The 25,526-nt window shown below is 66.6% G+C and carries 30 protein-coding genes; 1 reads left to right on the forward strand and 29 read right to left on the reverse strand.

What is annotated here, in order from left to right:
- Positions 1-123 precede the first annotated feature (123 nt).
- The 29 genes from DDE23_RS25200 to DDE23_RS21480 form a co-directional block, all read right to left on the reverse strand.
- Positions 124-267, reverse strand: a complete 144-nt coding sequence (locus DDE23_RS25200) for a hypothetical protein (RefSeq protein WP_157958097.1) — start codon at positions 265-267, stop codon at positions 124-126.
- Between the two features lie 154 nt (positions 268-421).
- A complete protein-coding gene (locus tag DDE23_RS21345) occupies positions 422-2,089 on the reverse strand; it encodes a ribonuclease J (protein ID WP_107750199.1) in 1,668 nt (555 codons plus the stop codon).
- Positions 2,086-2,865, reverse strand: a complete 780-nt coding sequence (locus tag DDE23_RS21350) for a type III pantothenate kinase (protein ID WP_107750198.1) — start codon at positions 2,863-2,865, stop codon at positions 2,086-2,088. Before DDE23_RS21350 ends, DDE23_RS21345 begins: the two co-directional genes overlap by 4 nt.
- 12 nt (positions 2,866-2,877) lie before the next feature.
- On the reverse strand, positions 2,878-3,579 hold the full coding sequence (locus DDE23_RS21355; protein ID WP_272947893.1) for a biotin--[acetyl-CoA-carboxylase] ligase: 702 nt from the start codon (positions 3,577-3,579) through the stop codon (positions 2,878-2,880).
- Positions 3,580-3,607: 28 nt separating this feature from the next.
- On the reverse strand, positions 3,608-5,047 hold the full coding sequence (gene nuoN, locus DDE23_RS21360) for an NADH-quinone oxidoreductase subunit NuoN (protein WP_107750196.1): 1,440 nt from the start codon (positions 5,045-5,047) through the stop codon (positions 3,608-3,610).
- A gap of 13 nt (positions 5,048-5,060) precedes the next feature.
- On the reverse strand, positions 5,061-6,647 hold the full coding sequence (locus DDE23_RS21365; protein ID WP_107750195.1) for an NADH-quinone oxidoreductase subunit M: 1,587 nt from the start codon (positions 6,645-6,647) through the stop codon (positions 5,061-5,063).
- Positions 6,647-8,611, reverse strand: a complete 1,965-nt coding sequence (gene nuoL, locus DDE23_RS21370; protein WP_107750194.1) for an NADH-quinone oxidoreductase subunit L — start codon at positions 8,609-8,611, stop codon at positions 6,647-6,649. The genes DDE23_RS21365 and nuoL overlap by 1 nt, the downstream gene beginning before the upstream one ends.
- A 5-nt stretch (positions 8,612-8,616) precedes the next feature.
- Positions 8,617-8,922, reverse strand: a complete 306-nt coding sequence (gene nuoK, locus DDE23_RS21375; protein WP_107750193.1) for an NADH-quinone oxidoreductase subunit NuoK — start codon at positions 8,920-8,922, stop codon at positions 8,617-8,619.
- Between the two features lie 179 nt (positions 8,923-9,101).
- Complete coding sequence (locus tag DDE23_RS21380) at positions 9,102-9,527, reverse strand: hypothetical protein (RefSeq protein ID WP_107750192.1); 426 nt, start codon at positions 9,525-9,527, stop codon at positions 9,102-9,104.
- Positions 9,524-9,970, reverse strand: coding sequence for a hypothetical protein (locus DDE23_RS21385; protein WP_107750191.1), 447 nt, complete (start codon positions 9,968-9,970; stop codon positions 9,524-9,526). The genes DDE23_RS21380 and DDE23_RS21385 overlap by 4 nt, the downstream gene beginning before the upstream one ends.
- 3 nt (positions 9,971-9,973) lie before the next feature.
- Positions 9,974-10,588, reverse strand: a complete 615-nt coding sequence (locus DDE23_RS21390; RefSeq protein WP_107750190.1) for an NADH-quinone oxidoreductase subunit J — start codon at positions 10,586-10,588, stop codon at positions 9,974-9,976.
- Positions 10,585-10,995: a carboxymuconolactone decarboxylase family protein gene (locus DDE23_RS21395; protein WP_107750189.1), complete on the reverse strand. Its 411-nt coding sequence runs from the start codon at positions 10,993-10,995 to the stop codon at positions 10,585-10,587. The genes DDE23_RS21390 and DDE23_RS21395 overlap by 4 nt, the downstream gene beginning before the upstream one ends.
- 7 nt (positions 10,996-11,002) lie before the next feature.
- The gene (gene nuoI / locus DDE23_RS21400) at positions 11,003-11,497 is read right to left on the reverse strand and encodes an NADH-quinone oxidoreductase subunit NuoI (protein WP_107750188.1); all 495 of its coding nucleotides are present in this window, start codon (positions 11,495-11,497) and stop codon (positions 11,003-11,005) included.
- A gap of 1 nt (position 11,498) precedes the next feature.
- Positions 11,499-12,539 carry an NADH-quinone oxidoreductase subunit NuoH gene (nuoH, locus tag DDE23_RS21405; RefSeq protein WP_107750187.1) on the reverse strand — a complete coding sequence of 347 codons (1,041 nt, stop codon included), beginning with the start codon at positions 12,537-12,539 and terminating at the stop codon, positions 11,499-11,501.
- A gap of 9 nt (positions 12,540-12,548) precedes the next feature.
- On the reverse strand, positions 12,549-12,968 hold the full coding sequence (locus tag DDE23_RS21410) for a hypothetical protein (protein WP_107750186.1): 420 nt from the start codon (positions 12,966-12,968) through the stop codon (positions 12,549-12,551).
- Between the two features lie 2 nt (positions 12,969-12,970).
- The gene (nuoG, locus tag DDE23_RS21415; protein WP_107750185.1) at positions 12,971-14,959 is read right to left on the reverse strand and encodes an NADH-quinone oxidoreductase subunit NuoG; all 1,989 of its coding nucleotides are present in this window, start codon (positions 14,957-14,959) and stop codon (positions 12,971-12,973) included.
- A 3-nt stretch (positions 14,960-14,962) separates the two neighbouring features.
- Positions 14,963-15,400, reverse strand: a complete 438-nt coding sequence (locus DDE23_RS21420; RefSeq protein WP_107750184.1) for a DUF5333 domain-containing protein — start codon at positions 15,398-15,400, stop codon at positions 14,963-14,965.
- A 151-nt stretch (positions 15,401-15,551) separates the two neighbouring features.
- Complete coding sequence (gene nuoF / locus DDE23_RS21425; protein WP_107750183.1) at positions 15,552-16,850, reverse strand: NADH-quinone oxidoreductase subunit NuoF; 1,299 nt, start codon at positions 16,848-16,850, stop codon at positions 15,552-15,554.
- A gap of 3 nt (positions 16,851-16,853) precedes the next feature.
- A complete protein-coding gene (locus tag DDE23_RS21430; RefSeq protein WP_107750182.1) occupies positions 16,854-17,072 on the reverse strand; it encodes a DUF5337 domain-containing protein in 219 nt (72 codons plus the stop codon).
- A 15-nt stretch (positions 17,073-17,087) separates the two neighbouring features.
- A complete protein-coding gene (locus DDE23_RS21435) occupies positions 17,088-18,284 on the reverse strand; it encodes an NADH-quinone oxidoreductase subunit E (protein ID WP_107750181.1) in 1,197 nt (398 codons plus the stop codon).
- A gap of 79 nt (positions 18,285-18,363) precedes the next feature.
- Positions 18,364-19,020 (reverse strand): hypothetical protein, encoded by a 657-nt coding sequence (locus tag DDE23_RS21440; protein ID WP_107750180.1) that lies wholly within the window; start codon positions 19,018-19,020, stop codon positions 18,364-18,366.
- Positions 19,017-20,237 (reverse strand): NADH-quinone oxidoreductase subunit D, encoded by a 1,221-nt coding sequence (locus DDE23_RS21445; protein ID WP_107750252.1) that lies wholly within the window; start codon positions 20,235-20,237, stop codon positions 19,017-19,019. The genes DDE23_RS21440 and DDE23_RS21445 overlap by 4 nt, the downstream gene beginning before the upstream one ends.
- A gap of 69 nt (positions 20,238-20,306) precedes the next feature.
- Complete coding sequence (locus tag DDE23_RS21450; RefSeq protein ID WP_420330176.1) at positions 20,307-20,906, reverse strand: NADH-quinone oxidoreductase subunit C; 600 nt, start codon at positions 20,904-20,906, stop codon at positions 20,307-20,309.
- Positions 20,907-20,916: 10 nt separating this feature from the next.
- The gene (locus DDE23_RS21455) at positions 20,917-21,450 is read right to left on the reverse strand and encodes a NuoB/complex I 20 kDa subunit family protein (RefSeq protein ID WP_192883747.1); all 534 of its coding nucleotides are present in this window, start codon (positions 21,448-21,450) and stop codon (positions 20,917-20,919) included.
- Positions 21,441-21,806 carry an NADH-quinone oxidoreductase subunit A gene (locus DDE23_RS21460; RefSeq protein ID WP_107750178.1) on the reverse strand — a complete coding sequence of 122 codons (366 nt, stop codon included), beginning with the start codon at positions 21,804-21,806 and terminating at the stop codon, positions 21,441-21,443. Before DDE23_RS21460 ends, DDE23_RS21455 begins: the two co-directional genes overlap by 10 nt.
- 438 nt (positions 21,807-22,244) lie before the next feature.
- Complete coding sequence (locus tag DDE23_RS21465; protein ID WP_107750177.1) at positions 22,245-23,036, reverse strand: crotonase/enoyl-CoA hydratase family protein; 792 nt, start codon at positions 23,034-23,036, stop codon at positions 22,245-22,247.
- A complete protein-coding gene (locus tag DDE23_RS21470; protein ID WP_107750176.1) occupies positions 23,033-23,890 on the reverse strand; it encodes a hydroxymethylglutaryl-CoA lyase in 858 nt (285 codons plus the stop codon). The genes DDE23_RS21465 and DDE23_RS21470 overlap by 4 nt, the downstream gene beginning before the upstream one ends.
- Positions 23,883-24,521: a glutathione S-transferase family protein gene (locus DDE23_RS21475; RefSeq protein ID WP_107750175.1), complete on the reverse strand. Its 639-nt coding sequence runs from the start codon at positions 24,519-24,521 to the stop codon at positions 23,883-23,885. Before DDE23_RS21475 ends, DDE23_RS21470 begins: the two co-directional genes overlap by 8 nt.
- Positions 24,522-24,584: 63 nt before the next feature.
- A complete protein-coding gene (locus DDE23_RS21480) occupies positions 24,585-25,043 on the reverse strand; it encodes a winged helix-turn-helix transcriptional regulator (RefSeq protein ID WP_107750174.1) in 459 nt (152 codons plus the stop codon).
- A gap of 61 nt (positions 25,044-25,104) precedes the next feature.
- Between DDE23_RS21480 and DDE23_RS21485 the strand changes: the two genes are divergently transcribed.
- On the forward strand, positions 25,105-25,515 hold the full coding sequence (locus DDE23_RS21485; protein ID WP_107750173.1) for a GFA family protein: 411 nt from the start codon (positions 25,105-25,107) through the stop codon (positions 25,513-25,515).
- The last annotated feature ends 11 nt before the right edge of the window (positions 25,516-25,526 follow it).

The raw sequence follows: 25,526 nt of genomic DNA on the forward strand, positions 1-25,526 counted from the left end.
CCGACGACGGCCGGTATCAGAGACCGACAAAACTTGAATACGGCGAGTGTCTTCGTGTGCGTCCATAAGGACACTCGATAAACGTTCTGCCCGCTCAACAGCCAGACGGCCCTCCGCGAATGCTTACTCGGGATCAATGGAATCGAGAAGTTCCGCCAGGCTGGCCTGTTTGCGATGCGTCTCGGGCTCCTCCGCCACCAGCGGCGCGGCGGCCGAGATCGCCCGCCCGAAGGCGCGCGCCAGCAGCGCGGCGGGGCCAGCGGGCAAAGCCGCCTCCTCCGACGGAGGGGGCGGCCGCGGCGCCAACTTGCGCCTCAGGACGGGGTCGCGATCGTGAACACTCATGGGCGAAAATCCTGCAACCCCGGCAGGATCGCAGGCACCCGTTAAGAAAGCCTTGCGTCACGTCGGCCTTGGGGCCTCAATCCGACAGGCGGCTCACCACCACCGTGACTTCGGGCTTCTTGCCGATCTCGTCGACGCAGCAGATCCGCACGCGCTTGCGCAGCGCCTCGATCAGCTTGTCGTCCGAGGCCAGAACCTTCTTGCCGGTGCGCTCCAGCTCTTCGGCCAGTTCGTCCTCGATCACCTCGGCCAGCGGGCGTTTCGAGCGGCCCTCGCGTGCCAGGCCCATGCAATCGGCCCAGGCGTCGCCCATCGGCAGACCATCCTCGTCGATGATGAGCGTGACCATGACCAGCCCGTTGAGCGCCAGTTTCATCCGCTCGCGCACGATCCCGTCCAGCGCGCCATAGACCGCCGTCCCGTCAAGGTAGAGCCGCCCGGTATCGACATATTCCGCCACCACGGGGTCGCGGCCGGTGATATCCAGCATCGTCCCGTTCGGCGCGATGGCCGAGGCCATGCCGCGCCGCTGGGCGAGCATCGCATGCTGGCGCAGGTGACGGTGTTCGCCGTGCATCGGAATCAGGATGCGGGGCCGCACGAGGTCATGCATCCGCTCCAGATCCGGGCGGTTGGCATGGCCCGAGACGTGGTACTGGCCCTGCGTGTTGTCGGCCACCTCGACGCCCTGTTCGCTGAGCGCGTTGACGATCTTCAGCACGTCCTTTTCGTTGCCCGGAATGGTCATCGAGCTGAAGAGGAAGGTGTCGCCCTCCTTCAGCTGGAAGCCGAGGTACGAGCCGCGGGACAGCTGGGCCGAGGCGGCGCGGCGCTCGCCCTGGCTGCCGGTCACGATCAGCATGACCTTGTCGCGGGGCATGTCGACGGCTTCCTCCGCCGGAACGGTCGGCGGGAAATCCACCAGCAACTTGGCCTCGGTCGCGGTGCGGACCATGGTCTGCATCGCCCGGCCCAGCAGGCAGACCGAGCGGCCAGCGGCGCGCGCGGCCTTGGCCAGCGTCCGCACCCGGGCCACGTTCGAGGCGAAGGTCGTCGCCACCACCAGTCCGGGCGCCCCACGCACCAGGTCGGTGATCGCCTGCGGCAGCGAGCTTTCCGAGCGGCCGGGATGCGGCGAGAAGATGTTGGTCGAATCGCAGACCATCACATCGACGCCCTTGTCGCCGATGGAACGGTAGAGATCCTCATCGAACGGGTCGCCGACCCCGGGCGCCATGTCGAGCTTGAAGTCGCCCGTATGCACCAGCCGCCCGGCGGGCGTCTCGATCAGCATGGCCGAGGCTTCGGGCAGCGAATGGGCGATCGGCAGGAAGCGGACCTGGAACGGGCCCAGCTCGATCGTCTCGGACGTGTCGAGCGTGACGATCTGGTCGACCGGCTGCCCGGCTTCCAGCATCTTCTTGGCGGCGATGCGGGCGGTGAAGTCGCGGGCATAGACCGGCACGCGCAGGCGCGACCACAGGTGGCCGAGGCCCCCCACGTGGTCCTCGTGGGCGTGGGTGATGAAGATCCCCTCGATCCGGTCGCGGCGGGCTTCCAGCCAGGCGATATCGGCCATGATGAGGTCGACGCCGGGCGTGCCGTCCATATCGGGGAAGGTCACGCCGAGATCGACGACGATCAGCCGCTCGCGGTTCTTGGGCCCGTAGCCGTAGACGTAGGTGTTCATCCCCACTTCGCCGGCGCCGCCCAGCGGCAGGTAGATCAGGCGGTCGTTACTCATGCGCTGGCGCGTTCCCTGTTGTGACGGTTGATCAGCATCAACCCGTGCATGGTCAGATCGTCTTCGACCGAGTCGAAGATGTCGGTGCCCTGATCGAAGAGCGAGGCGAGACCGCCGGTGGCGATCACCTTCATCGGGCGGTCGCGCTCGATGCGAATCTGTCGTACGATGCCTTCGACAAGCCCGACATAGCCCCAGTAGATGCCCGACTGGATACAGGCAACCGTATTCGTGCCGATTGCGCTCTGCGGTTTGGTCACATCGACATGCGGAAGGGCCGCGGCGGCCATATGCAGGGCTTCCAGCGAGGTATTGACCCCGGGGGCGATCACCCCGCCGATATAGGCGCCGTCGCTGTCCACCACGTCAAAAGTGGTGGCGGTGCCGAAATCCACCACGATCAGGTCGCCGCCGTAGCGGTTGAAGCCCGCCACGGTATTGACCAGCCGGTCGGGGCCGACGGTCGTGCCCTGATCCACACGGGGCGCGACCGGCAGGTCGCAATCGGGCTTGCCCACCACCAGCGGGCGGCAGTTGTAATAGCGGTCGGCGAGGACCCGCAGGTTGAACACGACCCGCGGCACGGTCGAGGAGATGATGACATCGGAAATCGTCGCCTCGATCCCCTTGAGGTTCATCAGCGTGCTGAGCCAGACGTAATACTGGTCCGCGGTCTGGCGGTGATCGGTGGCGGTGCGCCATGTGGCGATGAAGAGGTGCCCGTCCCAGATCGAGAACACGGTATTGGTATTGCCGCAGTCTATGCAGAGCAGCATGGCGGGTCTCCGTCAGGGAAAGAAGATGTCGGCGGCGGGGATGGCGCGGCGGCCCTCGGGCGTGACCAGAACCAGCGAGCCGGACTCGTCGATGGTCTCGAACGTGCCGCGGAATTCCTCGGTCAGGGTGCGGGCGATCAGCGGCTGGCCCAGACGCGCCACGCCGTTGAGGAAAGCGGTGCGGATGGGTCCGAACCCATAGGTTCTGAGCCGCGTGTCCCAGCGGGCGAAGGCAGGCGCAAGGCTGTCGAGCAGCTGTTCCGGGCCAAGCGTGATCCCCGTTTCGCTGCGCAGATTGACGGGCGGGAAGGCCGCGCCCGGCTCGGGCTCGGGCGAGGCCCTGAGGTTGACGCCGATGCCGATGGCGAGCACCCCCGCGCCGGGGCTTTCCAGCAGGATGCCCGAGAGCTTGCCGCCATTGAGCAGCACGTCATTGGGCCATTTCAGCGCGAAGGCATCGGGCAGATGGGTGAGTTCGACCAGCGCGTCCCGCAGCGCCAGCGCGGCGACGAAGGAACGCAGCGCCAGCTTGGCGGGCGGCTCGTCCATGCGCTGGATCAGGGTGGCGGCGAAGTTTCCGGCCGGGTCGGTCCAGGCCCTGCCCCGCCGTCCCCTGCCCGCGGTCTGGCGATGCGCCAGGATCCAGGTAGGAGAGCCCAGCGACGGCGCGCGTCGCTGGGCTTCCATCATGGTGCTGTCGGTTTCCTCCAGCACCAGCTTTTCGTGGCCCGGGGGCCAGCCCTCACTGGACAAGTGCCTGCGCCGCGACGGAGGCCGCGCCCTCGAGCCCGAAGAGGTTGACGACACCGAGCAGCGTCACCGCCGCCGCCGCCAGCGTCAGCCAGCGCTGCGCCGGGGCGCCGTCATTGTCCAGCGCATCCACTTCGGTGCCGAAGTACATGAAGTAGACGATGCGCAGGTAATAGAAGGCCCCGATCACCGAGGCGATGACCCCGATCACCGCCAGCGTGACATAGCCCGCGCCGATGGCCGCAGTCAGCACCGCGAACTTGGCCCAGAAGCCGATCAACGGCGGCACCCCGGCAAGGCTGAACATCAGGATCAACAGCGCCAGCGCCTGGATCGGCTGGGTCTTGGACAAGAGGTTCAGGTCGTCGATGGCGACGACCGGCCGCCCCTCGCGCCGCATGGTCAGCATGAAGGCGAAGACGCCGATCGACATGGTGACATAGATCGCCATGTAGAGAAGCGTGGCCTTCACCCCGGCCTCGGTCCCTGCGGTCAGGCCCAGCAGCGCGAAGCCCATGTGCGAGATCGAGGAATAGGCCATCAGGCGTTTCAGGTTGCGCTGGCTCAGCGCGCCCACGGCGCCCACGACCATGCTGAGACCGGCCAGCAGCGCCAGGATCTGACCCCAGTCGCCCGGCGCATGGCCGAAGGCGTCATAGGTCACGCGGGCCAGCAGCGCCATGGCGGCGACTTTCGGCGCGGTGGCGAAGAAGGCGGTAACCGGGGTCGGCGAGCCTTCGTAGACGTCGGGCGTCCACATGTGGAAGGGCACGGCCGAGACCTTGAACGCCAGACCCGCGATCATGAACGCCAGGCCCATCAGCAGGCCGACCGGCAGGTGATCGCCGTGAATGAGGCTGGCAATGCCGTCAAAGCGGGTGGTGCCGGCATAGCCATAGACCAGCGAGGCGCCATAGAGCAGCAGGCCCGAGGCCAGCGCGCCGAGGACGAAGTATTTCAGCCCCGCCTCGGTCGCCTTCACGCTGTCACGGCGGAAGGCGGCCAGCACGTAAAGCGCCAGCGACTGCAGCTCCAGCCCCATGTAGAGGGTAATCAGGTCCTGCGCCGAGACCATGACCATCATGCCCACGGTCGCCAGCGAGACGAGGATCGGATACTCGAACTTCATCATCTTGGCGCGTTCGAGGTAATCCATCCCCATGACCAGCACCGCGGCGCTGGCCAAGAGCATCGCCATCTTGGCGAAGCGCGAGAAGGCATCCTCGACGAAGAGGCCGCCGAAGGCGGTCTGCGCCTCGGGTCCCTGCACGCCCACCAGGATGGCGAGCAGGATCATCACGGCGACCGTGGCCCAGGTCAGGGCGGCGGCCAGCCTATCCTTGCCGAAATACGCGCCCGCCATCAGCGCCACCATCGCCCAGAGCGACAGCAGGATTTCGGGCAGCGCGATCGAGAGGTCAAGCGAGGTCATCGCAGCGGGCCTTTCAGTGAGTGGGCGCCGCGGCGGCCGCGGGCGCATGGGACGCATCGGCAGCGGCGTGCATCCCGGCTTCGGCGGGCACGATGCCGTTGGCGTCGTTGTAGTGTTCAACAAGGGCCGCGGTCGACGGGCCGATGATGTCGGTGACCAGCGCCGGATAGACGCCCAGCAGCAGGGTCATGACGATCAGCGGCGCGAACATCAGCTTCTCGCGCGTGTCCATGTCGGTGATGGTCTTCAGGCTTTCCTTGATGAGCGGGCCAAAGACCACCCGGCGATAGAGCCAGAGCCCGTAGCCGGCCGAGAAGATCACCCCCGTGGCCGCCACCGCGGCGACCCAGGTGTTGACCTGGAAGACCGCCATGAAGGTCAGGAATTCGCCGACGAACCCCGACGTGCCCGGCAGGCCGACGTTGGCCATGGTGAACAGCATGAACACCGCCGCGTACATCGGCATCCGGTTCACCAGACCGCCATAGGCCTCGATCTCGCGGGTGTGAATGCGGTCATAGACCACGCCCACCACGAGGAACAGCGCGCCCGAGATGAAGCCGTGCGACAGCATCTGGAAGATGGCGCCGTCGAGGCCCTGCTGGTTGGCCGCGAAGATGCCCATGGTGACGAAGCCCATATGCGCGACCGAGGAATAGGCCACCAGCTTCTTCATGTCCTCCTGCACCAGTGCCACCAGCGAGGCATAGACCACGGCGATGGCCGACATCCACAGCACCAGCGGCGCCCAGATCTCGGACGCGATGGGGAACATCGGCAGCGAGAAGCGCAGGAAGCCGTAGCCGCCCATTTTCAGCAGCACCGCCGCCAGCACCACGGAACCCGCGGTGGGCGCCTGGACGTGGGCATCGGGCAGCCAGGTATGGACCGGCCACATCGGCATCTTCACCGCGAAGGAGGCGAAGAAGGCGAAGAACAGCAGCGTCTGCACCCCGCCCGCGATCTGCCAGCCCAGCAGGGTCAGCGGACCCGCGCTGAACTCATAGGCCAGCAGCGTCGGGATGTCGGTCGTCCCGGCCTGCAGGAACATGTAGATCATCGCCACCAGCATCAGCACCGAGCCGATGAAGGTATAGAGGAAGAACTTGAACGCGGCATAGATCCGGTTCGCGCCGCCCCAGATGCCGATGATCAGGAACATCGGGATCAGCCCGGCCTCGAAGAACAGGTAGAACAGCACCAGATCCAGCGAGACGAAGACGCCGATCATCAGCGTTTCCAGCAGCAGGAAGGCGATCATGTATTCCTTGACGCGATGCGTGACGCCCCAGCAGGCGCCGATGGTGATCGGCATCAGGAAGGTGGTCAGCAGCACGAAAAGGACCGAGATCCCGTCGACGCCCAGCTTGTATTTCAGCCCCAGGATCCAGTCGTGTTCCTCGACGAACTGGAAGCCGGTGTCCGAAGCGTCGAAGTTGAACAGCAGGATCAGCGAGATGGCGAAGGTCGCCAGCGTCGCGAACAGCGCCAGCCGCTTGGCCTGCAGCTGCGTCTGGGCGTTCTCGCCATGCAGGAAGACAGCCCCGATGAAGGCTGCCACCGCGGGCAGGAAGGTGATGATGGACAGAAGGTTCAACATCAGTGCGCCCCTCCGGAGAGCGTAACGTAGGTCACCAGCACCGCGATCCCGAGGACCATGGCGAAGGCGTAGTGATAGAGGTAACCGGACTGGGCGCGGGCATAGACGCGGTTCAGCATGGGCAGGACATTCATCGACAGACCGTTGAGGAAGCCGTCGATGGTGTTGCCGTCGCCGCGCTTCCACAGGAAGCGGCCGATGGCGAAGGCGGGACGCACGAAGACCGCGTCATAGATCTCGTCGATGTACCACTTGTTCAGCAGGAAGCGGTAGAGGATCGGCTGGTTCTCGGCCAGTTTGACCGGGATCCGCGGATTGACGATGTAGAAGAGATAGGCCAGCACCAGACCCAGCAGCATGGCGAAGAACGGCGCCATCTTGACCCACCAGGGCGCCTCATGCGCGTTGTGGATCGTGTGGTTGCTGTCGAGCATGGTGATCGAATGGCCGAACCACTCGTGCACCGCCTCGTGTGAGCCGAAGAAGGGCGTGTACCAGACCATCCCCGCCAGCACCGCACCGACCGACAGCACGGCCAGCGGGATGAGCATGGTCATCGGGCTTTCATGGGCGTGGTCATGGGTGTGGTGGTCGCCACGCGGCGCACCGAAGAAGGTCAGGAACATCAGGCGCCACGAGTAGAACGAAGTCATGGCCGCCGCGATCACCAGCACCCAGAAGGCATAGATCATCTCGCCGCCGAAGGCGCTTTCGATGATCGCGTCCTTCGAGATGAAACCGGCGAAACCGATTTGGGTGAGCGGGATGCCGACGCCGGTGATGGCCAGCGTGCCGATCAGCATGGCGTAATAGGTATAGGGCATCTTGTGGCGCAGGCCGCCGTAGTTCCGCATGTCCTGCTCGTGGTGCATGCCGTGGATCACCGAACCCGCGCCGAGGAACAGCATCGCCTTGAAGAAGGCATGGGTCAGCAGGTGGAACATGGCGACCGAATAGACGCCGACGCCCGCCGCCACGAACATGTAGCCCAGCTGCGAACAGGTCGAATAGGCGATGACGCGCTTGATGTCGTTCTGCACCAGACCCACGGTCGCCGCGAAGAAGGCGGTCAGCGTTCCGATGAAGACGATGAAGGTCCGCGTGTCGGTCGCGTATTCCATCAGGGGCGACATGCGGCTCACCAGGAACACGCCCGCCGTCACCATGGTCGCGGCGTGGATCAGCGCCGACACCGGGGTCGGGCCTTCCATCGCGTCGGGCAGCCAGGTGTGCAGCAGGAACTGCGCCGATTTGCCCATCGCACCGATGAACAGGAAGAAGCAGGCCGTGTTCAGCGCGTTCCAGTCGGTCCACAGGAAGTGGATACTCTGCTGGCTCAGCTGCTCGGCCGAGTGGAAGATGTCGTCGAACTGGACCGAGTCGGTCAGGAAATACAGCATCATGATGCCGATGACGAAGCCGAAGTCGCCGACCCGGTTGACCACGAAGGCCTTGATCGCCGCGGCCGAGGCCGAGGGTTTCTTGTAATAGAAGCCGATCAGCAGATAGGACGCGAGGCCCACCCCTTCCCAGCCGAAGAAAATCTGCACCAGGTTGTCCGAGGTGACCAGCATCAGCATGGCGAAGGTGAAGAGCGAGAGATAGGCGAAGAAGCGCGCCCGGTAATGCTCGTGATGGGTCCAGTTGTCGTCATGCGCCATGTAGCCGAAGCTGTAGAGGTGCACGAGCGCCGAGACCGTGGTCACCACGATCAGCATGACCGTGGTCAGCCGGTCGATGCGGATCGCCCAGTCACCGACCAGGGTGCCCGAGTCGATGAAGCGCAGGACATGGACCGTATAGGCCTCGCCGTCATAGCCGAGGAACAGGGCCCAGGACAGGATCGCCGACAGGAACAAGAGCGCCGTGGCGATGACCTGGCCGGTCTTCTCGCCGATGGCTTTCCAGAACAGGCCCGCGATGATCGCGCCGACCAGCGGTGCAAAGAGAAGGATCGTCGCCATCACACTCAGCCTTTCATCACGTTGACGTCTTCGACGTCGATCGTGCCGCGGTTTCGGAAGAAGGTGACCAGGATCGCAAGGCCGATGGCGGCCTCGGCGGCGGCGACGGTCAGCACGAACATGGTGAAGACCTGGCCGACCAGGTCGCCCGAGAAGCTGGAGAAGGCCACCAGGTTGATGTTGACGCTGAGCAGGATCAGTTCGATCGACATCAGGATGACGATGACGTTCTTCCGGTTCAGGAAGATGCCGAAGATCCCGATGACGAACAGCGCTGCCGCGACTGTCAGGTAATGCTCAAGTCCCACCATTTGGTCCCTCGTTCTCGTCTTTCGGCGCGTCGGGCGCGCCGGTTGTTCAACGTCCGCGTTGAAACTCGCGGTTCAGTCGGTTGTCCCGGCGGCGCGGGGCCACGGGGCGGAATTCTTCGGTCTCTCGGCGCCGCGACGGGGCGGCCGGGCGGCGGCGGGCCGGGGCGACGCCGTCATGCTCAGCGTCCCCCCGCCACGCGGCAGGCGCAGCTTTGGTAGGCGACGCGGGTCTGCACGACATTGGCGCCCCGCGCCTCGGCAAGGCGCGCCAGATCGCCGAAGGTATAGGTCTCGGTCGCGTCCAGCGCATCGAGGAACACATCGGCCAGCGCCCCGGCATCGGCCGGGTCGACCGACTCGGCGTCAGGCACGGGATAGAGCGTCGCCGCCACCCGGTCGCGGCTGGGGCAATGCTCCAGCACCACCTCGACGCCCCAGGGATCGCCGCCGCGCTGGTAGAACACCAGACCGCCGGGAAAATCGAGGACGTTGTAATCGCCCTGCGCGGCCTCCTCGGGCGCCAGCGCGCCGCCGAAGCAATCGGGCTGGCTGGCCAAAGCGGCACCGGGGGCAAGCGTCAGGATCAGGGACAGGGCGCGGATCATTGGCCGCCCCCCATGGCGCAGGCGCAGCTTTGCCAGTCGACGCGCAGGGTCCGCCCCTGCCCGCCCGCGGCGACCGCCCAGTTCGCCAGATCGCCCAGCGAGTGCTCCTCGCTGTCGTTCAGCGCCTCGAAGACCCGCGTGCGGTAGCCGTCGATCCGGGTCCAGGGCGTGTCGGTTTCCTGCGGGATCGGCAGCTCCGCCGCCATCCGCCAGCGCGAGGGGCAATGCTCGACGATCACCTGGATCGCGTTGCGCCCGTCCAGCGGGTAGCGGTCGTAAAAGACGATGCCCTCAGGGTAGAGGGTCGGCGCGTAATCCCCCAGCGCGGCTTCCTCGGGCGCCAGGCGGGCACCCGAGCACAGCGGCGCGAGGGGGGCATCCGCCCCCGCCGCGCCGACGCCCGCGAGCATCGCCAGTCCCGAAAGGAAACCCTTCAGCGCCATGGATCAGAGCCCCTGCCCCGGTTTCACGTCCTTCAGTTCCATCGCCTTGGCCGGGTCGCGCCACATCTGGTGCAGCACGTTCTGGCGCTTCACGTCGGTCCGGTGGCGCAGGGTCAGCACGATGGCGCCGATCATCGCCACCAGCAGGATCAGACCCGCCACCTGGAACAGGATGAAATACTGGTCGAACAGGATCATCCCCAGGGCGCGGGCGTTATCCACCTGCGCGGCATCGGGCGCGGGCGCCATGTGCAGCGCGGCCGAGCCCTCGGCCGAGGTCCAGGCGCCATAGAGCAGCGTCAGCTGCATCAGGATCACCAGCCCGACCAGCGCCGCCAGCGGGAAGTAGCGCACCATCTCGGCCTTCAGCGCGGCGAAGTCGATGTCGAGCATCATCACCACGAAGAGGAACAGCACCGCGACCGCGCCGACGTAGACGATCATCAGCAGCATCGCCAGGAACTCGGCCCCCAGCAGCACGAAGAGCCCGGCCGAGGACAGGAAGGTCAGGATCAGCCAGAGCACCGAATGCACCGGGTTCTTCGCGGTCACGACCAGCAGGCCCGCAATCACCGCCACCACGGCGAAGGCATAGAAGGCAAAATCGGCAACGCTCATGCGTCCTTCTCCTTGGTTTCCGCAAAAACGCCCTGGGCGATCTCCAGTGCCTTCTGCATGGCGGGCAAGCCGCCGAACATGCTCATCTGCCAGATCACCTCGGCGATCTCGCGTTCCGTGGCGCCCGCCTCAAGTGCGTGGCGCACAGTCATCTTCAATTGCGGCTCGGCCTGCGCTCCCAGCACCGTCAGGGCGGCGATGGTCACCAGAAGCCGGGTCTTGGCGTCCAGCCCCTCGCGGTTGAAGGTCCGGCCGAACCACATTTCCATCATGTCCTTGGACATGGTGGGGAACATCTTGTCGAAGCCCGACAGGTTGAGATTTTCCAGCGCAGGGTTGAAGGCCCGCAGCATTTCCTGCGAGCTTTCCATCATCTGCTGGATCATCTTGGTATAGGCTTCGGTCATGGGCGGCTCACCGATAGGGCGCGTCGAGTTCGAGGTTGCGGGCGATTTCGGCTTCCCAGCGGTCGCCGTTGGCCAGAAGCTTTTCCTTGTCGTAGAACAGCTCTTCCCGGGTCTCGGTGGCGAATTCGAAATTCGGCCCCTCGACGATGGCGTCGACCGGGCAGGCCTCCTGGCAGAAACCGCAATAGATGCACTTCGTCATGTCGATGTCGTAGCGCGTGGTGCGGCGGCTGCCGTCGTCGCGGGGTTCCGCGTCGATGGTGATGGCCTGCGCCGGGCAGATCGCCTCGCAGAGCTTGCAGGCGATGCAGCGCTCTTCCCCGTTCGGATAGCGGCGCAGCGCGTGCTCGCCGCGGAAGCGGGGGCTGAGCGGACCCTTCTCGTGCGGGTAGTTCAGCGTCGCTTTCGGCTTGAAGAAATACTTCAGCCCCAGACCGAACCCTTTGAAGAAGTCGACCAGCAGGAAGTATTTGACGGCGCGGGTGTAATCGATCTGGCTCATGTCAGCCCCCAATCGCCCAGCGGGCCCAGAAGCCGCCAAGCACTTCGAATTTGGCAAGGAACGCCACGATCACGACCCAGCCCAGCGACATCGGCAGGAAGACCTTCCAGCCAATCCGCATCAGCTGGTCGTAGCGGTAGCGCGGCACGATGGCCTTGACCATCGAGAAGACGAAGAACGCGCCCAGCATCTTGATAATCATCCAGTGGATACCATCGGGCAGACCTGGGATCGGGCTCAGCCAGCCGCCGAAGAACAGGAGCGAGATCAGCGCGCACATCAGCACGACCGCGACCAGTTCGCCGATCATGAACAGCAGGAACGGCGTGGACGAGTATTCGACCTGATAGCCGGCCACCAGCTCCGATTCCGCCTCCGGAAGGTCGAAGGGCGGGCGGTTGGTCTCGGCCAGGGCCGAGATCAGGAACAGGAACATCATCGGCAGATGCGGGATGAAGTACCAGTTCAAGAGGCCATAATCGCCCGACTGCGCATGCACGATGTCCGTGAGATTCATCGAGCCCGTCGAGATGATGACGCCGATGATGATGAGGCCGATCGAGACCTCATACGAGATCATCTGCGCGGCCGACCGCAGCGAGCCGAGGAACGGGTATTTCGAGTTCGACGCCCAGCCGCCCATGATGACCCCGTACACCTCAAGCGACGAAATCGCGAAGATGTAGAGGATCGCCACGTTGATGTTGGACAGCACCCAGCCATCGTCGAAGGGGATCACCGCCCAGGCGGTCAGCGCGCAGACCAGCGTGACCATCGGCGCCATGAGAAAGACGAAACGATCGGCCCCGGCGGGGAAGATCACCTCTTTCACGATGTATTTGATGAAGTCGGCAAAGCTCTGCAGCAGACCGAAGGCGCCCACCACGTTCGGACCCCGCCGCATCTGCACCGCCGCCCAGATCTTCCGGTCGGCGTACATGAGGAACGCCAGCGCCACCAGAAGCGGCACGACGATCAGCAGGACCTGCCCGACGATCAGCAGGAAAATCCCGAAGTAGTTCGTTGTGAAGAATTCAACCATGGTTCGTCCTCAGACCGTCGGTATCCCCTGCTCGGTGCAATCGGCCACCGTCACTTCGGCGTCGATCGTCCGAATGCCCCGCGGCAGAGACGGCGATACGGTATAGACCGCGTCCGCCTGCCAGAGGCTTCCCTCGTTGTTCGTTGTGGTGCGCACGTGGCGGGCAAAGCCCATGCCGCGGATCAGCGCGTATTGCGCGGCGGCGCAGCGGGCATAGGCGATGGCGTCGCCCGCATCGCGCGCGCCCTCCATCGTCACCACGAAATGCACCAGATCGTTTTCCAGCAGCTGCGTCTGCACACCGCGGTAGACGGCATTCTCCGGCGCGCCCATCGGCACCTCGCCCGGCTGCGGCGCAGCCGTGACGCAGCCCGCCAGCCCGGTCAGGGCCAGCGAGAGCGTCGCAAGGAGGGGGAGACGCCGGGTCATGCTCACTCCGCCGCCATCGCGTCGGTGCCGCGCGCCTTCGCCTTGGCGCTGAGTTCGGCCATCAGGGCCGAGGCGCGGGCGATCGGGTTGGACAGGTAGAAGTCCTTGACCGTGGCGCGGAAGCTGGCCTCGCCCAGCGGGCCCTTTTCCAGCGGCGTCCAGGCGTTTTCCGGCACCTCGTCGATCAGTTCCAGATGCGGGACCGCGGCGACCAGCGCCGAGCGCAGCGCGTTCAGGCTGTCCCAGGGCAGCACCTTGCCCGCCTCGGCCGAGACGGCGCGCAGGATGGCCCAGTTTTCCTTGGCCTCGCCCGGCGCGAACCCGGCGCGCAGCGCCAGTTGCGGGCGGCCCTCGGTGTTGACGAAGATGCCGCCTTCTTCGGTATAGGCGGCGCCCGGCAGGATCAGGTCGGCGCGATGCGCGCCCCGGTCGCCGTGGCTGCCCTGGTAGATGACGAAGGCACCGGCGTCGATATCCAGTTCATCGGCGCCGAGGTTGTAGATCACATCCGCGCCCTCGGTCGCGGCCAGCAGCCCGCCCTCGGTCACCGCGCCCACATCCAGCGCACCGACGCGCGACGCGGCGGTGTGCAGCACCAGCACCCGGCCCGACAGCGCCTGAGCGGCGGCCAGAACGGCCAGACCGTCAGCCTCGTTCAAAGCGCCCTGCCCGACGATGACGATGGCGCCCTCGCCGACCGAGGCCTTGGCCAGCGCCGCCCGGTCATGGCCGAGATGCGTCACGTCATAGGTCAGATCCGCCGGAACGCCGATCACCGAGACCTTGGCGCCATTGAGCCAGGCCTTGCGGATCCGGGCGTTCAGCACCGGCGCCTCGTCGCGCGGGTTGGTGCCGATCAGCAGGATTTCCTTGGCGGTATCGACATCCTCGATGGCGACATTGCCGACATAGGCCGAGCGGTTGCCAGCCGGAACGCGGCTGCCATCGGTGCGGCATTCGACCGACCCGCCCAGCGATTCCACCAGCGTTTTCAGCGAGAAGGCGGCTTCGGTCGAGGCAAGGTCACCGACCAGACCGGCCAGTTTCTTCGCCCCCTTCAGCTTGGCCCCGGCCAGCGCCAGCGCCTCGGTCCAGCCGGCTTTGCGCAGGCGGCCGTTCTCACGGATGTACGGCGTGTCCAGCCGCTGGCGGCGCAGACCGTCCCAGACAAAGCGGGTCTTGTCGGAAATCCATTCCTCGTTCACGCCGTCATGGTTGCGGGGAACGATGCGCATCACCTCGCGGCCCTTGGTGTCGACGCGGATGTTCGACCCGAGCGCGTCCATCACGTCGATGGTCTCGGTCTTGGTCAGTTCCCACGGGCGGGCGGTGAAGGCGTAAGGCTTCGAGACCAGCGCGCCGACCGGGCAGAGGTCGATGATGTTGCCCTGCAGGTTCGAGGCCAGCGTCTGGTTCAGATAGCTGGTGATCTCGGCATCCTCGCCGCGGCCGGTCTGGCCCATCTGGGTGATGCCCGCGACCTCGGTCGTGAAGCGCACGCAGCGGGTGCAGGAGATGCAGCGGGTCATATGCGTCTCGACCAGCGGGCCGAGGTTCAGGTCGTCGGAGGCCCGCTTCGGTTCGCGGTAGCGGCTGAAATCGACGCCGTAGGCCATCGCCTGATCCTGCAGGTCGCATTCGCCGCCCTGGTCGCAGATCGGGCAATCGAGCGGGTGGTTGATGAGCAGGAACTCCATCACCCCCTCGCGCGCCTTCTTGACCATCGGCGAGTTGGTCTTGACCTGGGGCGGCTCGCCATTCGGGCCGGGCCGCAGGTCTTTCACCTGCATGGCGCAGGAGGCGGCGGGCTTGGGCGGCCCGCCGACGACTTCCACCAGACACATCCGGCAGTTCCCCGCGATCGACAGGCGCTCGTGGTAGCAGAACCGCGGCACCTCGACGCCCGCGACTTCGCAGGCCTGAATGAGGGTCATCGCCGGATGAACCTCGACCTCGCGGCCATCGATGTTGATCTTGCGGAGATCTGACATGGCTTACCTTGCTCTCAGAAGTTCACCGGCCTGGCTGCCGGCTGCGATCTCGGCCTGGCCGAGGGCGCAATAGGTGTCGGGCTGGCCCTCGCGCACGCCGCGCTGGCCGAAATAGGCCATCACCTCGGACCGCATGCGGGCCTCGGTGCTGTCGGCGGTCTGGAAGGCGCGGATCTCGGCGCGCGAGAAACCATAGTCGCGCGCCTGACTGTAGAGCCCGTAAACGAAGGTCGTGGCGCGGACGGTCCGCGCCTCCATCGTCGGGCAATTGTTGCGGATCTCATCCGCCACGGCCAGCGCGAAGAGGCCGCTCCAGATGCTGGCATCGGCCGCGAGGGTCGCGTTGATCTCGTCCTGCGAGGCGGCGAGCGCGGGGGCGCCGAGGCCCGCCAGCGTCAGGGCGAAAGCGGCGATCAGCGGGGCTTTGGTCTTGGTCTGCATGGTCTTTTCTCCTTCATGCCGCGATGCGGCGACGGAGCAATGTAGCATTGACCGGCGGATAAGGCTCATCACACCCTCGCCGGTTTCCCGACGACAGGCGAGGCCGCGCCGAGCGGCCCCCGTCCTGGAAAGGGTGATGCGCCCGACCATGTTATTCCGCCGCCACGGCCGAGGTCCGGCCGGTTCGCTGCGCACGGATGCGGTCTTCGATCACGTCGCGGAAGTTGCGGATCAGGCCCTGGATCGGCCAGGCGGCCGCGTCACCCAGCGCGCAGATCGTGTGGCCCTCGACCTGCTTGGTCACGTCCCACAGCATGTCGATCTCTTCCGGCTCGGCCTCGCCCTTCACCAGACGGTCCATGACCCGCATCATCCAGCCGGTGCCTTCGCGGCACGGCGTGCACTGGCCGCAGCTTTCGTGCTTGTAGAAGGCGGACAGGCGCCAGATCGCTTTGACGATATCGGTCGACTTGTCCATGACGATGACCGCGGCGGTGCCGAGGCCCGAGCCGAGGTCATTGCGCAGATAGTCGAAATCCATGATCGCATCGCGCATCTTCTCGCCGCGCACGCAGGGCACGGAGGACCCGCCGGGGATCACCGCCAGCAGGTTGTCCCAGCCGCCGCGGATGCCGCCGCAATGCTTCTCGATCAGCTCTTCGAAGCTGATCGACATGGCCTCTTCCACCACGCAGGGGTTGTTGACGTGGCCCGAGATGGCAAACAGCTTGGTGCCCGCGTTGTTCGGCCGGCCGAAGCCCGCGAACCAGGCACCGCCCCGGCGCAGGATGGTCGGCACCACGGCGATGGATTCGACGTTGTTCACCGTGGTCGGGCAGCCATAGAGGCCCGCGCCCGCCGGGAACGGCGGCTTCATCCGCGGCATGCCCTTGCGGCCTTCCAGCGATTCCAGAAGCGCGGTTTCCTCGCCGCAGATATAGGCCCCGGCCCCGTGGTGCAGGTAGAGGTCGAAATCCCAGCCCGAGCCGCAGGCGTTCTTGCCAATCAGGCCCGCGTCATAGGCCTCATCAATCGCCGCCTGCAGGGCTTCACGCTCGCGGATGTATTCGCCGCGGATGTAGATGTAGCAGGCATGCGCGTTCATCGCGAACGAGGCGATCAGGCAGCCCTCGATCAGCGTATGCGGATCGTGGCGCATGATCTCGCGGTCCTTGCAGGTCCCGGGCTCGGATTCGTCGGCATTGACCACGAGGTACGCCGGACGGCCGTCCGATTCCTTGGGCATGAAGGACCATTTCAGCCCGGTCGGGAAACCGGCGCCGCCGCGGCCGCGCAGCCCCGATTGCTTCATCTCGTTGATGATCCAGTCGCGACCCTTGACGATGATGTCCTTGGTGCCATCCCAGTGGCCGCGCGCCTGCGCACCCTTCAGCGAACGGTCGTACATACCGTAGATGTTCGTGAAGATCCGGTCCTGATCCTTCAGCATCGCCTATTCCTTGTTGTTCTGACGCGCGCGCCAGAGCCCGAATAACAACCACAGCGCCATCGTGAACCCGGCGAGCGCCGCCAGGTCGAAAAACGCCAGGGTCCGCTGGGACCAGCCCAGCGTGTCACCCAGCGCCAGCGCCGCCAGCCAGACAAGCCCGGTCCCGGCGATCACCAATGAGATCACCCGTCCCCGTTTGGCCTGATCCGGTTCGCGGTCCATGGCGCCCATCCGTCCTTAGTACACGTCGCCCTTGTCGACGCGCTTCGAAAAGTCCGTCTCCTGGCCGGTGGCCAGAAGTTTCGCCTGCGCCACCCATTGGTCGCGGGTCGCACGGCCCTTGAAGCCTTCGAGGTTCTGGTCGACCCAGGCCATTTCCTGCGGCGTCCAGGCGGCGATCTGGTCGAAGTGGAAGAAGCCCATGCCGTTGAGCATCGCTTCCAGCTTCGGCCCGATGCCCTTGATCCGCTTCAGATCGTCGGCCTTGCCGTCGCGCGCGGCTTGCAGCGCTTCGGGGCGGACCTGCTCGCTTTCCGGGATCTCGGCCGTCTCAGTCGCCTTGGGCTGCACCGCTGCGGCCGCGGCCTCGGGCTGCGCCGGGGGCTGGCCTGCCTTCTCGGCCGGGATCGTGGCATTGGCCTCGATATCGGCGGCCTTGTCGGCGGGGACCTTGCCCAGACGCGAGGAAACCGGCTTGCCATCGGCGCGGGTCTCCGCGCGGGGCTTTTCGTCCTTCAGCCAGGGCGTCAGCAGCGGCACTTCGGTGCCGTCGATGCGCTTGACGGTATCGCCGAGCGCCAGCGCCCGGGCGACCGAACCGTTGGCCTTTTCGCTGCGCTCGCCCTCGGTCAGCGAGGTCAGGCCCGACAGCGGCTCCGAGGTGAAGCGGCCGTTCTGCGGACCCGGCGTCGGCACGCGACCGGCGGCGAGTTCGTCCAGGATCCAGCGCAGTTTCTCGGCGGTCAGATCCTCGTAGTAATCCTTGCCGATCTGCACCATCGGCGCATTGGCGCAGGAGCCGAGGCATTCGACCTCTTCCCACGAGAATTTGCCATCGGCCGAGAGCGTATGCGCCGAGCCCGCGATCTTGTCCTTGCAGACGCCGATCAGATCCTCGGCGCCGCAGATCAGGCACGAGGTCGTGCCGCAGACCTGCACATGCGCCACCGTGCCCACCGGGGCGAGCTGGAACATGAAGTAGAAGGTCGCGACCTCCAGCGCCCGGATATAGGCCATGCCGAGCATGTCGGCCACGGCCTCGATGGCGGGACGGGTCAGCCAGCCCTCCTGCTCCTGGGCACGCCACAGAAGCGGGATGATCGCCGACGCCTGCCGCCCCTCGGGGTATTTGGTGATCTGCCCCTTCGCCCATGCCAGATTGGCGGGCGTGAAGGCAAAGCTGGCGGGCTGTTCGTGATGCAGGCGACGAAGCATCAATAGGCTCCTGACAGGGACCGGCCCGGGGCCGGGATAGGGCGGCCCGTCATGACGGGCGATTGAGCGGGACGGCGGTTCATTCGCCTGCCCCCTCTGCGGGAAGCTCGGCCTCGAGAGGATGACGCTCCTCCCAGGTGGAAATCAGGGTGGCGAAGGCCGGCGCGTCGGCGGCGGGATCGCCCGCGCAGACCGAGTCCGTCAGGCGCAGCTCGGCGCCGTCCTCGCTGACCACGGCCATCTCGCCATCGACCATGACGGCCACGATGTCGCGCACCTCGACCGGGGTGAAGCCCAGGGGCGGCAGCAGCTCGCGCGCGCGTTCGTCGGACAGCACGCACTCGGCGCCGCGCAGCGCCGCCACCAGCTCGGCCCCGCGTTCGGGCGCGAATTCGGGCAGCCAGCGCTCGATCTGCGCTTCCTGCGCCGCGAAGGCCTGGACGATCATCGCCATCGACGCCTCGCCCTCGGCCTCGCAGAGCATCGGCACCAGCGACAGCGTCTCCATATCGTCGGAGAGCGTCACCAGACCGGCGCCGAACAGCGTGTCGACGAAGGTCTGAACCTCCATCGGGTCGAGGCCCAGCGGCCCCAGCGCCTCGGGCGCCTCGGCGCCGGACATGGCGCAATCATTGGCCCGCAGCGCATCGACCAGAATCCCGGCGCGCTCGGGCGTGAAGCCCAGCGCCGGTCCGGCCAGCAGCGTGGCGGCAAGGGTCGCGGAGATCAGCCTCAACGGTCAACCTCGCCGAACACGATATCCATGGTGCCGATGATGGCGGCGACGTCGGCCAGAAGATGGCACTTTGCCACGTAATCCATGCTCTGCAGGTGCAGATAGCCCGGGGCGCGGATCTTGGCGCGGTAGGGTTTGTTGGTGCCATCGGCGACCAGATAGACCCCGAACTCGCCCTTCGGCGCCTCGACCGCGGCGTAAACCTCGCCAGCGGGGACGTGGAAGCCTTCGGTATAGAGCTTGAAGTGATGGATCAGCGCTTCCATCGAGGTCTTCATGTCGCCCCGCCGGGGCGGCGTGATCTTGCCGCGGGCAAGCACTTCGCCCTGCCCTTCCGGCGCGCGCAGCTTGGCGATGGCCTGGCGGATGATCGAGGTCGATTCCCGCATCTCGGCCATGCGGCAGAGGTAACGGTCATAGCAGTCGCCGTTCTTGCCCACCGGAATGCGGAAGTCGAATTCGTCATAGCATTCATAGGGTTGCGAACGCCGCAGATCCCAGGCCAGGCCCGAGCCGCGGACCATCACGCCGGAATACCCCCAGTTCAGGATGTCTTCCTCGGTGATGATGCCGATATCGGCGTTGCGCTGCTTGAAGATCCGGTTCTCGGTCAGGAGCGTGTCGATATCGTCCAGCGCCTTGGGGAAATGCTCGGCCCAGGCCTCGATATCGTCGATCAGCGCCGGCGGCAGGTCCTGGTGGACACCGCCCGGACGGAAATAGGCGGCGTGGAAGCGCGCGCCGCAGGCCCGCTCGTAGAAGATCACCAGCTTCTCGCGCTCCTCGAAGCCCCAGAGCGGCGGGGTCAGCGCGCCCACGTCCATGGCCTGCGTGGTGACGTTCAGCAGGTGGTTCAGGATTCGCCCGATCTCGGAATAGAGCACGCGGATCAGCGAGGCCCGGCGCGGCACCTCGACCCCGGTCAAACGCTCGATGGCCAGACACCAGGCGTGTTCCTGGTTCATCGGCGCCACATAGTCGAGGCGGTCGAAATAGGGCAGGTTCTGCAGATAGGTGCGGCTTTCCATCAGCTTCTCGGTGCCGCGGTGCAAAAGGCCGATATGCGGGTCCGCCCGTTCGACGATCTCGCCGTCGAGTTCCAGCACCATGCGCAGCACGCCGTGGGCCGCCGGGTGCTGCGGCCCGAAGTTGATGTTGAAATTGCGGATCTTCTGCTCGCCCGTCTGGGCGTCAGAGAAACCTTTGGATCCGTCCATCATCGCTGCAACCTCCGTCGCAAAACCTGTTCGCCGGGCCGGGCCTGTGGCAGGCCCGCTCCCCGGTCGTTACGCGCCCGTCTTCTTCTCGTCGCCGGGCAGGATGTATTGCGCACCCTCCCAGGGCGACATGAAGTCGAACTGCCGGTAATCCTGCACCAGCTTGACGGGTTCGTAGACGACGCGCTTGGCGGCCTCGTCGTAGCGGACCTCGACATAGCCGGTGGTCGGGAAATCCTTGCGCAGCGGGTGGCCGCGGAAGCCGTAATCGGTCAGGATGCGCCGCAGGTCCGGGTGACCCGAGAACAGGATCCCGAACATGTCGAAGACCTCGCGCTCGAACCAGTTGGCCGAAGGGTGCTCGGCCACGATCGAAGGCACCATCTCGTCCTCGCGCACGGCCGCCTTCACGCGGATGCGCTGGTTCCGGTACATGCTGAGGAAGTGATAGACCACCTCGAACCGCGCGCGGCGTTCGGGGTGGTCGACGGCGGTGATGTCGACCAGCGTCGAGAACTTGCAGGTCTCGTCGCTTTTCAGGAAGCGCACGAAGGCGGGCAGCGCGGGGGCCGTCACCGTCACCGTCAGCTCGCCGAAGGCGACGTGGGTCTCGACCACGACCTCGGGCTGCTTGGTGCTGATATAGGCGGCCAGTTCGTTCATCGGCATGGGGGCCTCCTCAGCGGACCAGGGTGCCGGTGCGGCGGATCTTCCGCTGCAACTGCAAGATGCCGTAGAGCAGCGCCTCGGCCGTGGGCGGGCAGCCGGGGACGTAGATGTCCACGGGCACGATCCGGTCGCAGCCGCGCACCACCGAATAGGAATAATGGTAATAGCCGCCGCCATTGGCGCAGCTGCCCATCGAGATCACGTAGCGGGGTTCCGGCATCTGGTCGTAGACCTTGCGCAGCGCCGGGGCCATCTTGTTGGTCAGCGTGCCCGCGACGATCATCAGGTCGGACTGGCGCGGCGAGGCGCGGGGCGCGGTGCCGAAACGCTCGAGGTCATAGCGCGGCATCGAGGTGTGCATCATCTCGACGGCGCAGCAGGCGAGGCCAAACGTCATCCAGTGCAGCGAGCCGTTGCGCGCCCAGTTGATGATGTCGGCGGTCGTCGTCAGCAGGAAGCCCTTGTCCTGAAGCTCGGCGTTGAGCGCGGCGGTGGCAACCTCGCGGTCGGCGCCCGCCGTATTGGCTCCGGTCATCACTCCCATTCGAGAGCCCCTTTCTTCCATTCATAGGCAAAGCCGATGGTCAGCACGCCCAGGAACACCATCATCGACCAGAAGGCGGTCATGCTCATGTCCCCGAAAGCCACGGCCCAGGGGAACAGGAAGGCGATCTCCAGATCGAAGATGATGAACAGGATCGACACCAGATAGAAGCGCACGTCGAATTTCATCCGCGCGTCGTCGAAGGCGTTGAACCCGCATTCATAGGCCGAGACCTTCTCGGGGTCGGGATTGCGCACCGCGATCACCATCGCGGACAGCATCAGCACAAGGCCCAGCGCAATGGCGATGCCGAGGAAGATGATGATGGGGAGATAGTCTCGGAGGAGGTCGTCCAAGGGTGGCTCCTTTGGCGTCCGCGAGGCCGCTCGCAGCTTAAGTTGGCTCGTCGCCCCGTTTACTCCCGGGGGAGGCGCGGGTCAACCGAAGGGGAGCGGCGGCAAGGGGCTGATTTCACGGTTTTCGCAGGCGGTATGCAAATGGATACCGGGATTTTTTCGCCCCGGGCGCCGCGCGGGTGCTGCTGTGCGGCGAAAGCCTGCGCTGTGACACGGCGTCGCGCGACTCAATCGGTTGCGCGCCGGGGCTTGGGCGGGGTCCACGGGTGGGCCCGAAGGGGCCAGGGGGCTCCCGCGCGTCGGGCGCAGCATCGCAGATGCTGTCCCTCCCCTTGGGCCCGGCGGGGGCGCTGCCCCCGCACCCCCGGGATATTTGCGGCGCAAAGAAGCGCGGGTTTGGCGACAAGGTGAGGCGAATTCACCGAGTTCTGGCGCGCCTCAGGCTCCGGGCATCCAGCGCGCCTTGCGCTTGCCGAAGAAGGCGGCGATCCCCTCGGCGGTTTCCTCGCTTTCCCAGCAGGCGACCAGTTCGGCGATGGAATGCGCGGTATCCTCGGGCGTGATCGCCCCGCCCAGCCGCTGCGCCAGCCGTTTGGCCCGGGCCACGGCGCCGGGGGCGGCCGAGAGATAGGGCCTCACCTCGGCCTCGACCGCGGCGTCGAGGTCTTCGGGGGCCAAGGCTTTCGCCAGCAGGCCCAGCGTCACGGCTTCCCCGGCCTCGAAAAGCCGGGCGGACATGAATACGCGCCGCGCCATCGCCTCGCCCATGCGGGCCAGCACATAGGGGCCGATGGTGGCGGGGATCAGGCCGAGCCGCGTCTCGGTGAAGCCGAATTTGGCGCCGGTGACGCCGATCGCCACGTCGCAGACCGAGATCAGCCCCATGCCGCCGCCGAAGGCCTGGCCCTGGATCCGCCCGATCAGCGGCTTCGGCAGGGCGTTGAGCGCCCCCAGCGCCGCGGCGAGGCGCCCTGCCCCTTCCGCGCGTTCGGCCGCGCTGGCCGCCATCTGCTCCTGCATCCAGCCAAGGTCGCCGCCGGCGCAAAAACTGCCGCCCGCCCCGGTCAGGACCACGACGCGCACCGCCTCATCGGCCGCCAGCTGCGCCGCGGCGAGCGACAATTCGTCGATCATCGCCGCGTTCATGGCGTTGTGTTTCTCGACCCGGTTCAGGGTCAGGGTGGCGACGCCGCGCGCGTCGGTCTCAAGCGTGATCGTCTGCCAGCTCATGCCGGACCCCTCATGCTGCGGGCCAATGCCGCCGCGCGGTCGATGATTCCGCGGTCGAGCCCGGTGGAAAATCCCAAGGCGTCCAGACGGTCCATCGCCGCCTCGGTCGCCACATTGCCCTGCGCGCCGGGCGCATAGGGGCAGCCGCCCAAGCCCCCCACGGCTGCATCAAACATCCTGAGGCCGAAGTCCAGCGAGGCCTCGATATTGTCGCAGGCCCGCCCGCCGGTGTCGTGGTAATGCCCGGCGAGCTTCGCCGCCGGCACCCGCGCCGTCACCTCGCGCAGCATGGCGGTGAGCGTCTCGGGCGTGGCGCGGCCGATGGTGTCGCCGAGGCTGACCTCGTAGCAGCCCAGATCCAACAGCGTCACCGCCAGCGCCGCCACCGCATCGGGGCGGGTCGGGCCGTCGAAGGGGCAATCGGTCACGCAGGAGATATAGCCGCGCACCGGGATGCCGTCGGCCTTCGCGGCCTCAAGGATCGGCAGGAAGCGGGCGATGGACTCCGCCACCGAGCAGTTGAGATTGGCCTGCGAGAACCCCTCGGAGGCCGAGGCAAAGACCGCGATCTCATCGGCGAGCGCGGCTTTCGCGCCGTCATAGCCCCTCATGTTGGGGGTGAGCGCGGCATAGGAAATGCCCGGCGCGCGGCGGATGCCTGCCAGGACCTCGGCGCTGTCGGCCATCTGCGGCACCCATTTCGGCGAGACGAAGCTCGCCACCTCGATGCGGCGGAACCCGGCGGTGGACAACAGGTCGACGAGGGCGATCTTCTCCGCCGTCGGGATCTGCCGCTTCTCGTTCTGGAGGCCGTCCCGCGGGCCGACCTCGAAGATCTCGACGCTCTCAGTCATAATAGCGCTCCTGCAGGTAGAGTTCGGCGGGCCCGTCCACCGCCAGCGCCGCCTGATATCCGGGCCGTGCGGTGAGCCGGGCGTGCCAGTCCGTCACCCGGTCGAGCCCGTCGAAGGGGACGAAGCGCCGGGCGATCTCGGCCGAGGCGCCGGTCATGATGTCGGCGGCCGAGAAGCCCTCCAGCAGGAAGTCCCCGGTCAGGGCCCGGTCGAGGCCTTCCAGCGCCCGGCGCAGGCGCAGCGCCTCCAGCTTCTGCACCACGGGGCTGCGGTCGGCGGGCTTCAGCGCGATATGGTGGAAGGTCAGCTGCGCCAGATGCTGGGCCAGCGTCTCTCCGTAATGCAGCCATTCCAGATAGCGGCCGCGTTCGGCGTGACCGGGCGCGCGGCCCAGGGCGGGGGCGTGACCCTCGGCCAGAACCTCCAGGATGGCGCCCGATTCAAACAGGACCTCTCCCCCGACCTCGACCGCCGGCACCCGCCCCGCAGGCGACAGCGCCAGGAACGCCGGATCGCGCAAGGCCTTGCCGGCGAAGGAATGGTAGCTGACGCGATGCGGCAGACCCGCCTCGTGCAGGAACCACAGGATGCGGAAGCTGCGGGTCTGGGGCACATGGTGCAGGGTAATCATCGGCGCTCCTCCTGCCCGCCAGTGAAGCCCGCCCGCGCCCCGGGCGCAACGGGGACGCGACGTTCAGACCAAGGGGCGCAGCACCACTTCGCGCAGGGGCACCTCCGGCACCTCGGCATCGACCAGCGCCACCTTGAGGGGCCGCCCCGCCCGGTCGGTCACCGCCAAGGCCGGGCCGTCCGGCGCCAGATGCGCGTCGCCCCAGCGCATCAGCGCCAGAATGACGCCCGCCAGCCCCCGCCCCTTGCCGGTCAGCGCATAGGCGAAGCGCTCGCGCGCGCCCGCCTCGCGGTAAGGCACCCGGGTCAGCAGCCCCTCCTCGACCATCCGCGCCAGCCGCTGGGTCAGGACCGAGCGCGGGATGCCCATATCGGCGCGCATGTCGTCGAAACGGGTCACGCCATAGAAGGCCTCGCGCAGGATGAGCAGCGTCCAGCGGTCGCCGATCACCTCCAGCGCCCGGGCCGCACCGCAGCGCTCGACCGGGACCGGAGCGCGGCGGACCCCATCTGAGTTTGACATTCGAACTGAGCCTCGCCTAGTCTGAGTTCGGGAATCAGTACCAGACAGAGAGAGACACGTCATGACCCTGGAAGGCGGATGTTACTGCGGCGCGCTGCGCTACCGGATCGAGGGGCCGATGCCCAGGGGCGGGCTCTGCTATTGCCGGGCCTGCCAGCATGCCTCGGGCGGCGGGCCCAATGCCTTTGCGCTGGTCGCGCCCGACAGCTTCACCTGGACCAAGGGCACAGCCTCGCAGTTCGCGCGCCCCGACCTGCCCGCCCCGGTCATCCGCGAATTCTGCCCCGATTGCGGCACGCAGGTCACGACCCTGCGCCCCGGCCAGACCAAACGCATCGTCAAGATCGGCACGCTCGACCGGGCGCAGGACTGGCCCGGCCCGGGCTTTGCCATCTTCACGGCCGAGAAAGCCCCCTGGCACGCCTTGCCCCCGGACCTGCCAGCCTTCGAGGGCCTGCCCCCCTCGCGCTGACCCGCCCCTTC

The sequence above is a fragment of the Pararhodobacter aggregans genome (genome assembly GCF_003075525.1).
GTDB classification, from domain to species: Bacteria; Pseudomonadota; Alphaproteobacteria; order Rhodobacterales; family Rhodobacteraceae; genus Pararhodobacter; species Pararhodobacter aggregans.

Excerpts from the sequence above, each read along its gene's own strand:
- DDE23_RS21345 (WP_107750199.1), bottom strand. The coding sequence starts at position 2,089 with ATGAGTAACGACCGCCTGATCTACCTGCCGCTGGGCGGCGCCGGCGAA.
- DDE23_RS21350 (WP_107750198.1), bottom strand. The coding sequence starts at position 2,865 with ATGCTGCTCTGCATAGACTGCGGCAATACCAATACCGTGTTCTCGATC.
- nuoN (WP_107750196.1), bottom strand. The coding sequence starts at position 5,047 with ATGACCTCGCTTGACCTCTCGATCGCGCTGCCCGAAATCCTGCTGTCG.
- DDE23_RS21365 (WP_107750195.1), bottom strand. The coding sequence starts at position 6,647 with ATGTTGAACCTTCTGTCCATCATCACCTTCCTGCCCGCGGTGGCAGCC.
- nuoL (WP_107750194.1), bottom strand. The coding sequence starts at position 8,611 with ATGGCGACGATCCTTCTCTTTGCACCGCTGGTCGGCGCGATCATCGCG.
- nuoK (WP_107750193.1), bottom strand. The coding sequence starts at position 8,922 with ATGGTGGGACTTGAGCATTACCTGACAGTCGCGGCAGCGCTGTTCGTC.
- DDE23_RS21380 (WP_107750192.1), bottom strand. The coding sequence starts at position 9,527 with ATGATCCGCGCCCTGTCCCTGATCCTGACGCTTGCCCCCGGTGCCGCT.
- DDE23_RS21385 (WP_107750191.1), bottom strand. The coding sequence starts at position 9,970 with ATGGCGCTGAAGGGTTTCCTTTCGGGACTGGCGATGCTCGCGGGCGTC.
- DDE23_RS21390 (WP_107750190.1), bottom strand. The coding sequence starts at position 10,588 with ATGAGCGTTGCCGATTTTGCCTTCTATGCCTTCGCCGTGGTGGCGGTG.
- DDE23_RS21395 (WP_107750189.1), bottom strand. The coding sequence starts at position 10,995 with ATGACCGAAGCCTATACCAAGATGATCCAGCAGATGATGGAAAGCTCG.
- nuoI (WP_107750188.1), bottom strand. The coding sequence starts at position 11,497 with ATGAGCCAGATCGATTACACCCGCGCCGTCAAATACTTCCTGCTGGTC.
- nuoH (WP_107750187.1), bottom strand. The coding sequence starts at position 12,539 with ATGGTTGAATTCTTCACAACGAACTACTTCGGGATTTTCCTGCTGATC.
- DDE23_RS21410 (WP_107750186.1), bottom strand. The coding sequence starts at position 12,968 with ATGACCCGGCGTCTCCCCCTCCTTGCGACGCTCTCGCTGGCCCTGACC.
- nuoG (WP_107750185.1), bottom strand. The coding sequence starts at position 14,959 with ATGTCAGATCTCCGCAAGATCAACATCGATGGCCGCGAGGTCGAGGTT.
- DDE23_RS21420 (WP_107750184.1), bottom strand. The coding sequence starts at position 15,400 with ATGCAGACCAAGACCAAAGCCCCGCTGATCGCCGCTTTCGCCCTGACG.
- nuoF (WP_107750183.1), bottom strand. The coding sequence starts at position 16,850 with ATGCTGAAGGATCAGGACCGGATCTTCACGAACATCTACGGTATGTAC.
- DDE23_RS21430 (WP_107750182.1), bottom strand. The coding sequence starts at position 17,072 with ATGGACCGCGAACCGGATCAGGCCAAACGGGGACGGGTGATCTCATTG.
- DDE23_RS21435 (WP_107750181.1), bottom strand. The coding sequence starts at position 18,284 with ATGCTTCGTCGCCTGCATCACGAACAGCCCGCCAGCTTTGCCTTCACG.
- DDE23_RS21445 (WP_107750252.1), bottom strand. The coding sequence starts at position 20,237 with ATGGACGGATCCAAAGGTTTCTCTGACGCCCAGACGGGCGAGCAGAAG.
- DDE23_RS21450 (WP_420330176.1), bottom strand. The coding sequence starts at position 20,906 with ATGCCGATGAACGAACTGGCCGCCTATATCAGCACCAAGCAGCCCGAG.
- DDE23_RS21455 (WP_192883747.1), bottom strand. The coding sequence starts at position 21,450 with ATGGGAGTGATGACCGGAGCCAATACGGCGGGCGCCGACCGCGAGGTT.
- DDE23_RS21465 (WP_107750177.1), bottom strand. The coding sequence starts at position 23,036 with ATGAGCTGGCAGACGATCACGCTTGAGACCGACGCGCGCGGCGTCGCC.
- DDE23_RS21470 (WP_107750176.1), bottom strand. The coding sequence starts at position 23,890 with ATGACTGAGAGCGTCGAGATCTTCGAGGTCGGCCCGCGGGACGGCCTC.
- DDE23_RS21475 (WP_107750175.1), bottom strand. The coding sequence starts at position 24,521 with ATGATTACCCTGCACCATGTGCCCCAGACCCGCAGCTTCCGCATCCTG.
- DDE23_RS21480 (WP_107750174.1), bottom strand. The coding sequence starts at position 25,043 with ATGTCAAACTCAGATGGGGTCCGCCGCGCTCCGGTCCCGGTCGAGCGC.
- DDE23_RS21485 (WP_107750173.1), top strand. The coding sequence starts at position 25,105 with ATGACCCTGGAAGGCGGATGTTACTGCGGCGCGCTGCGCTACCGGATC.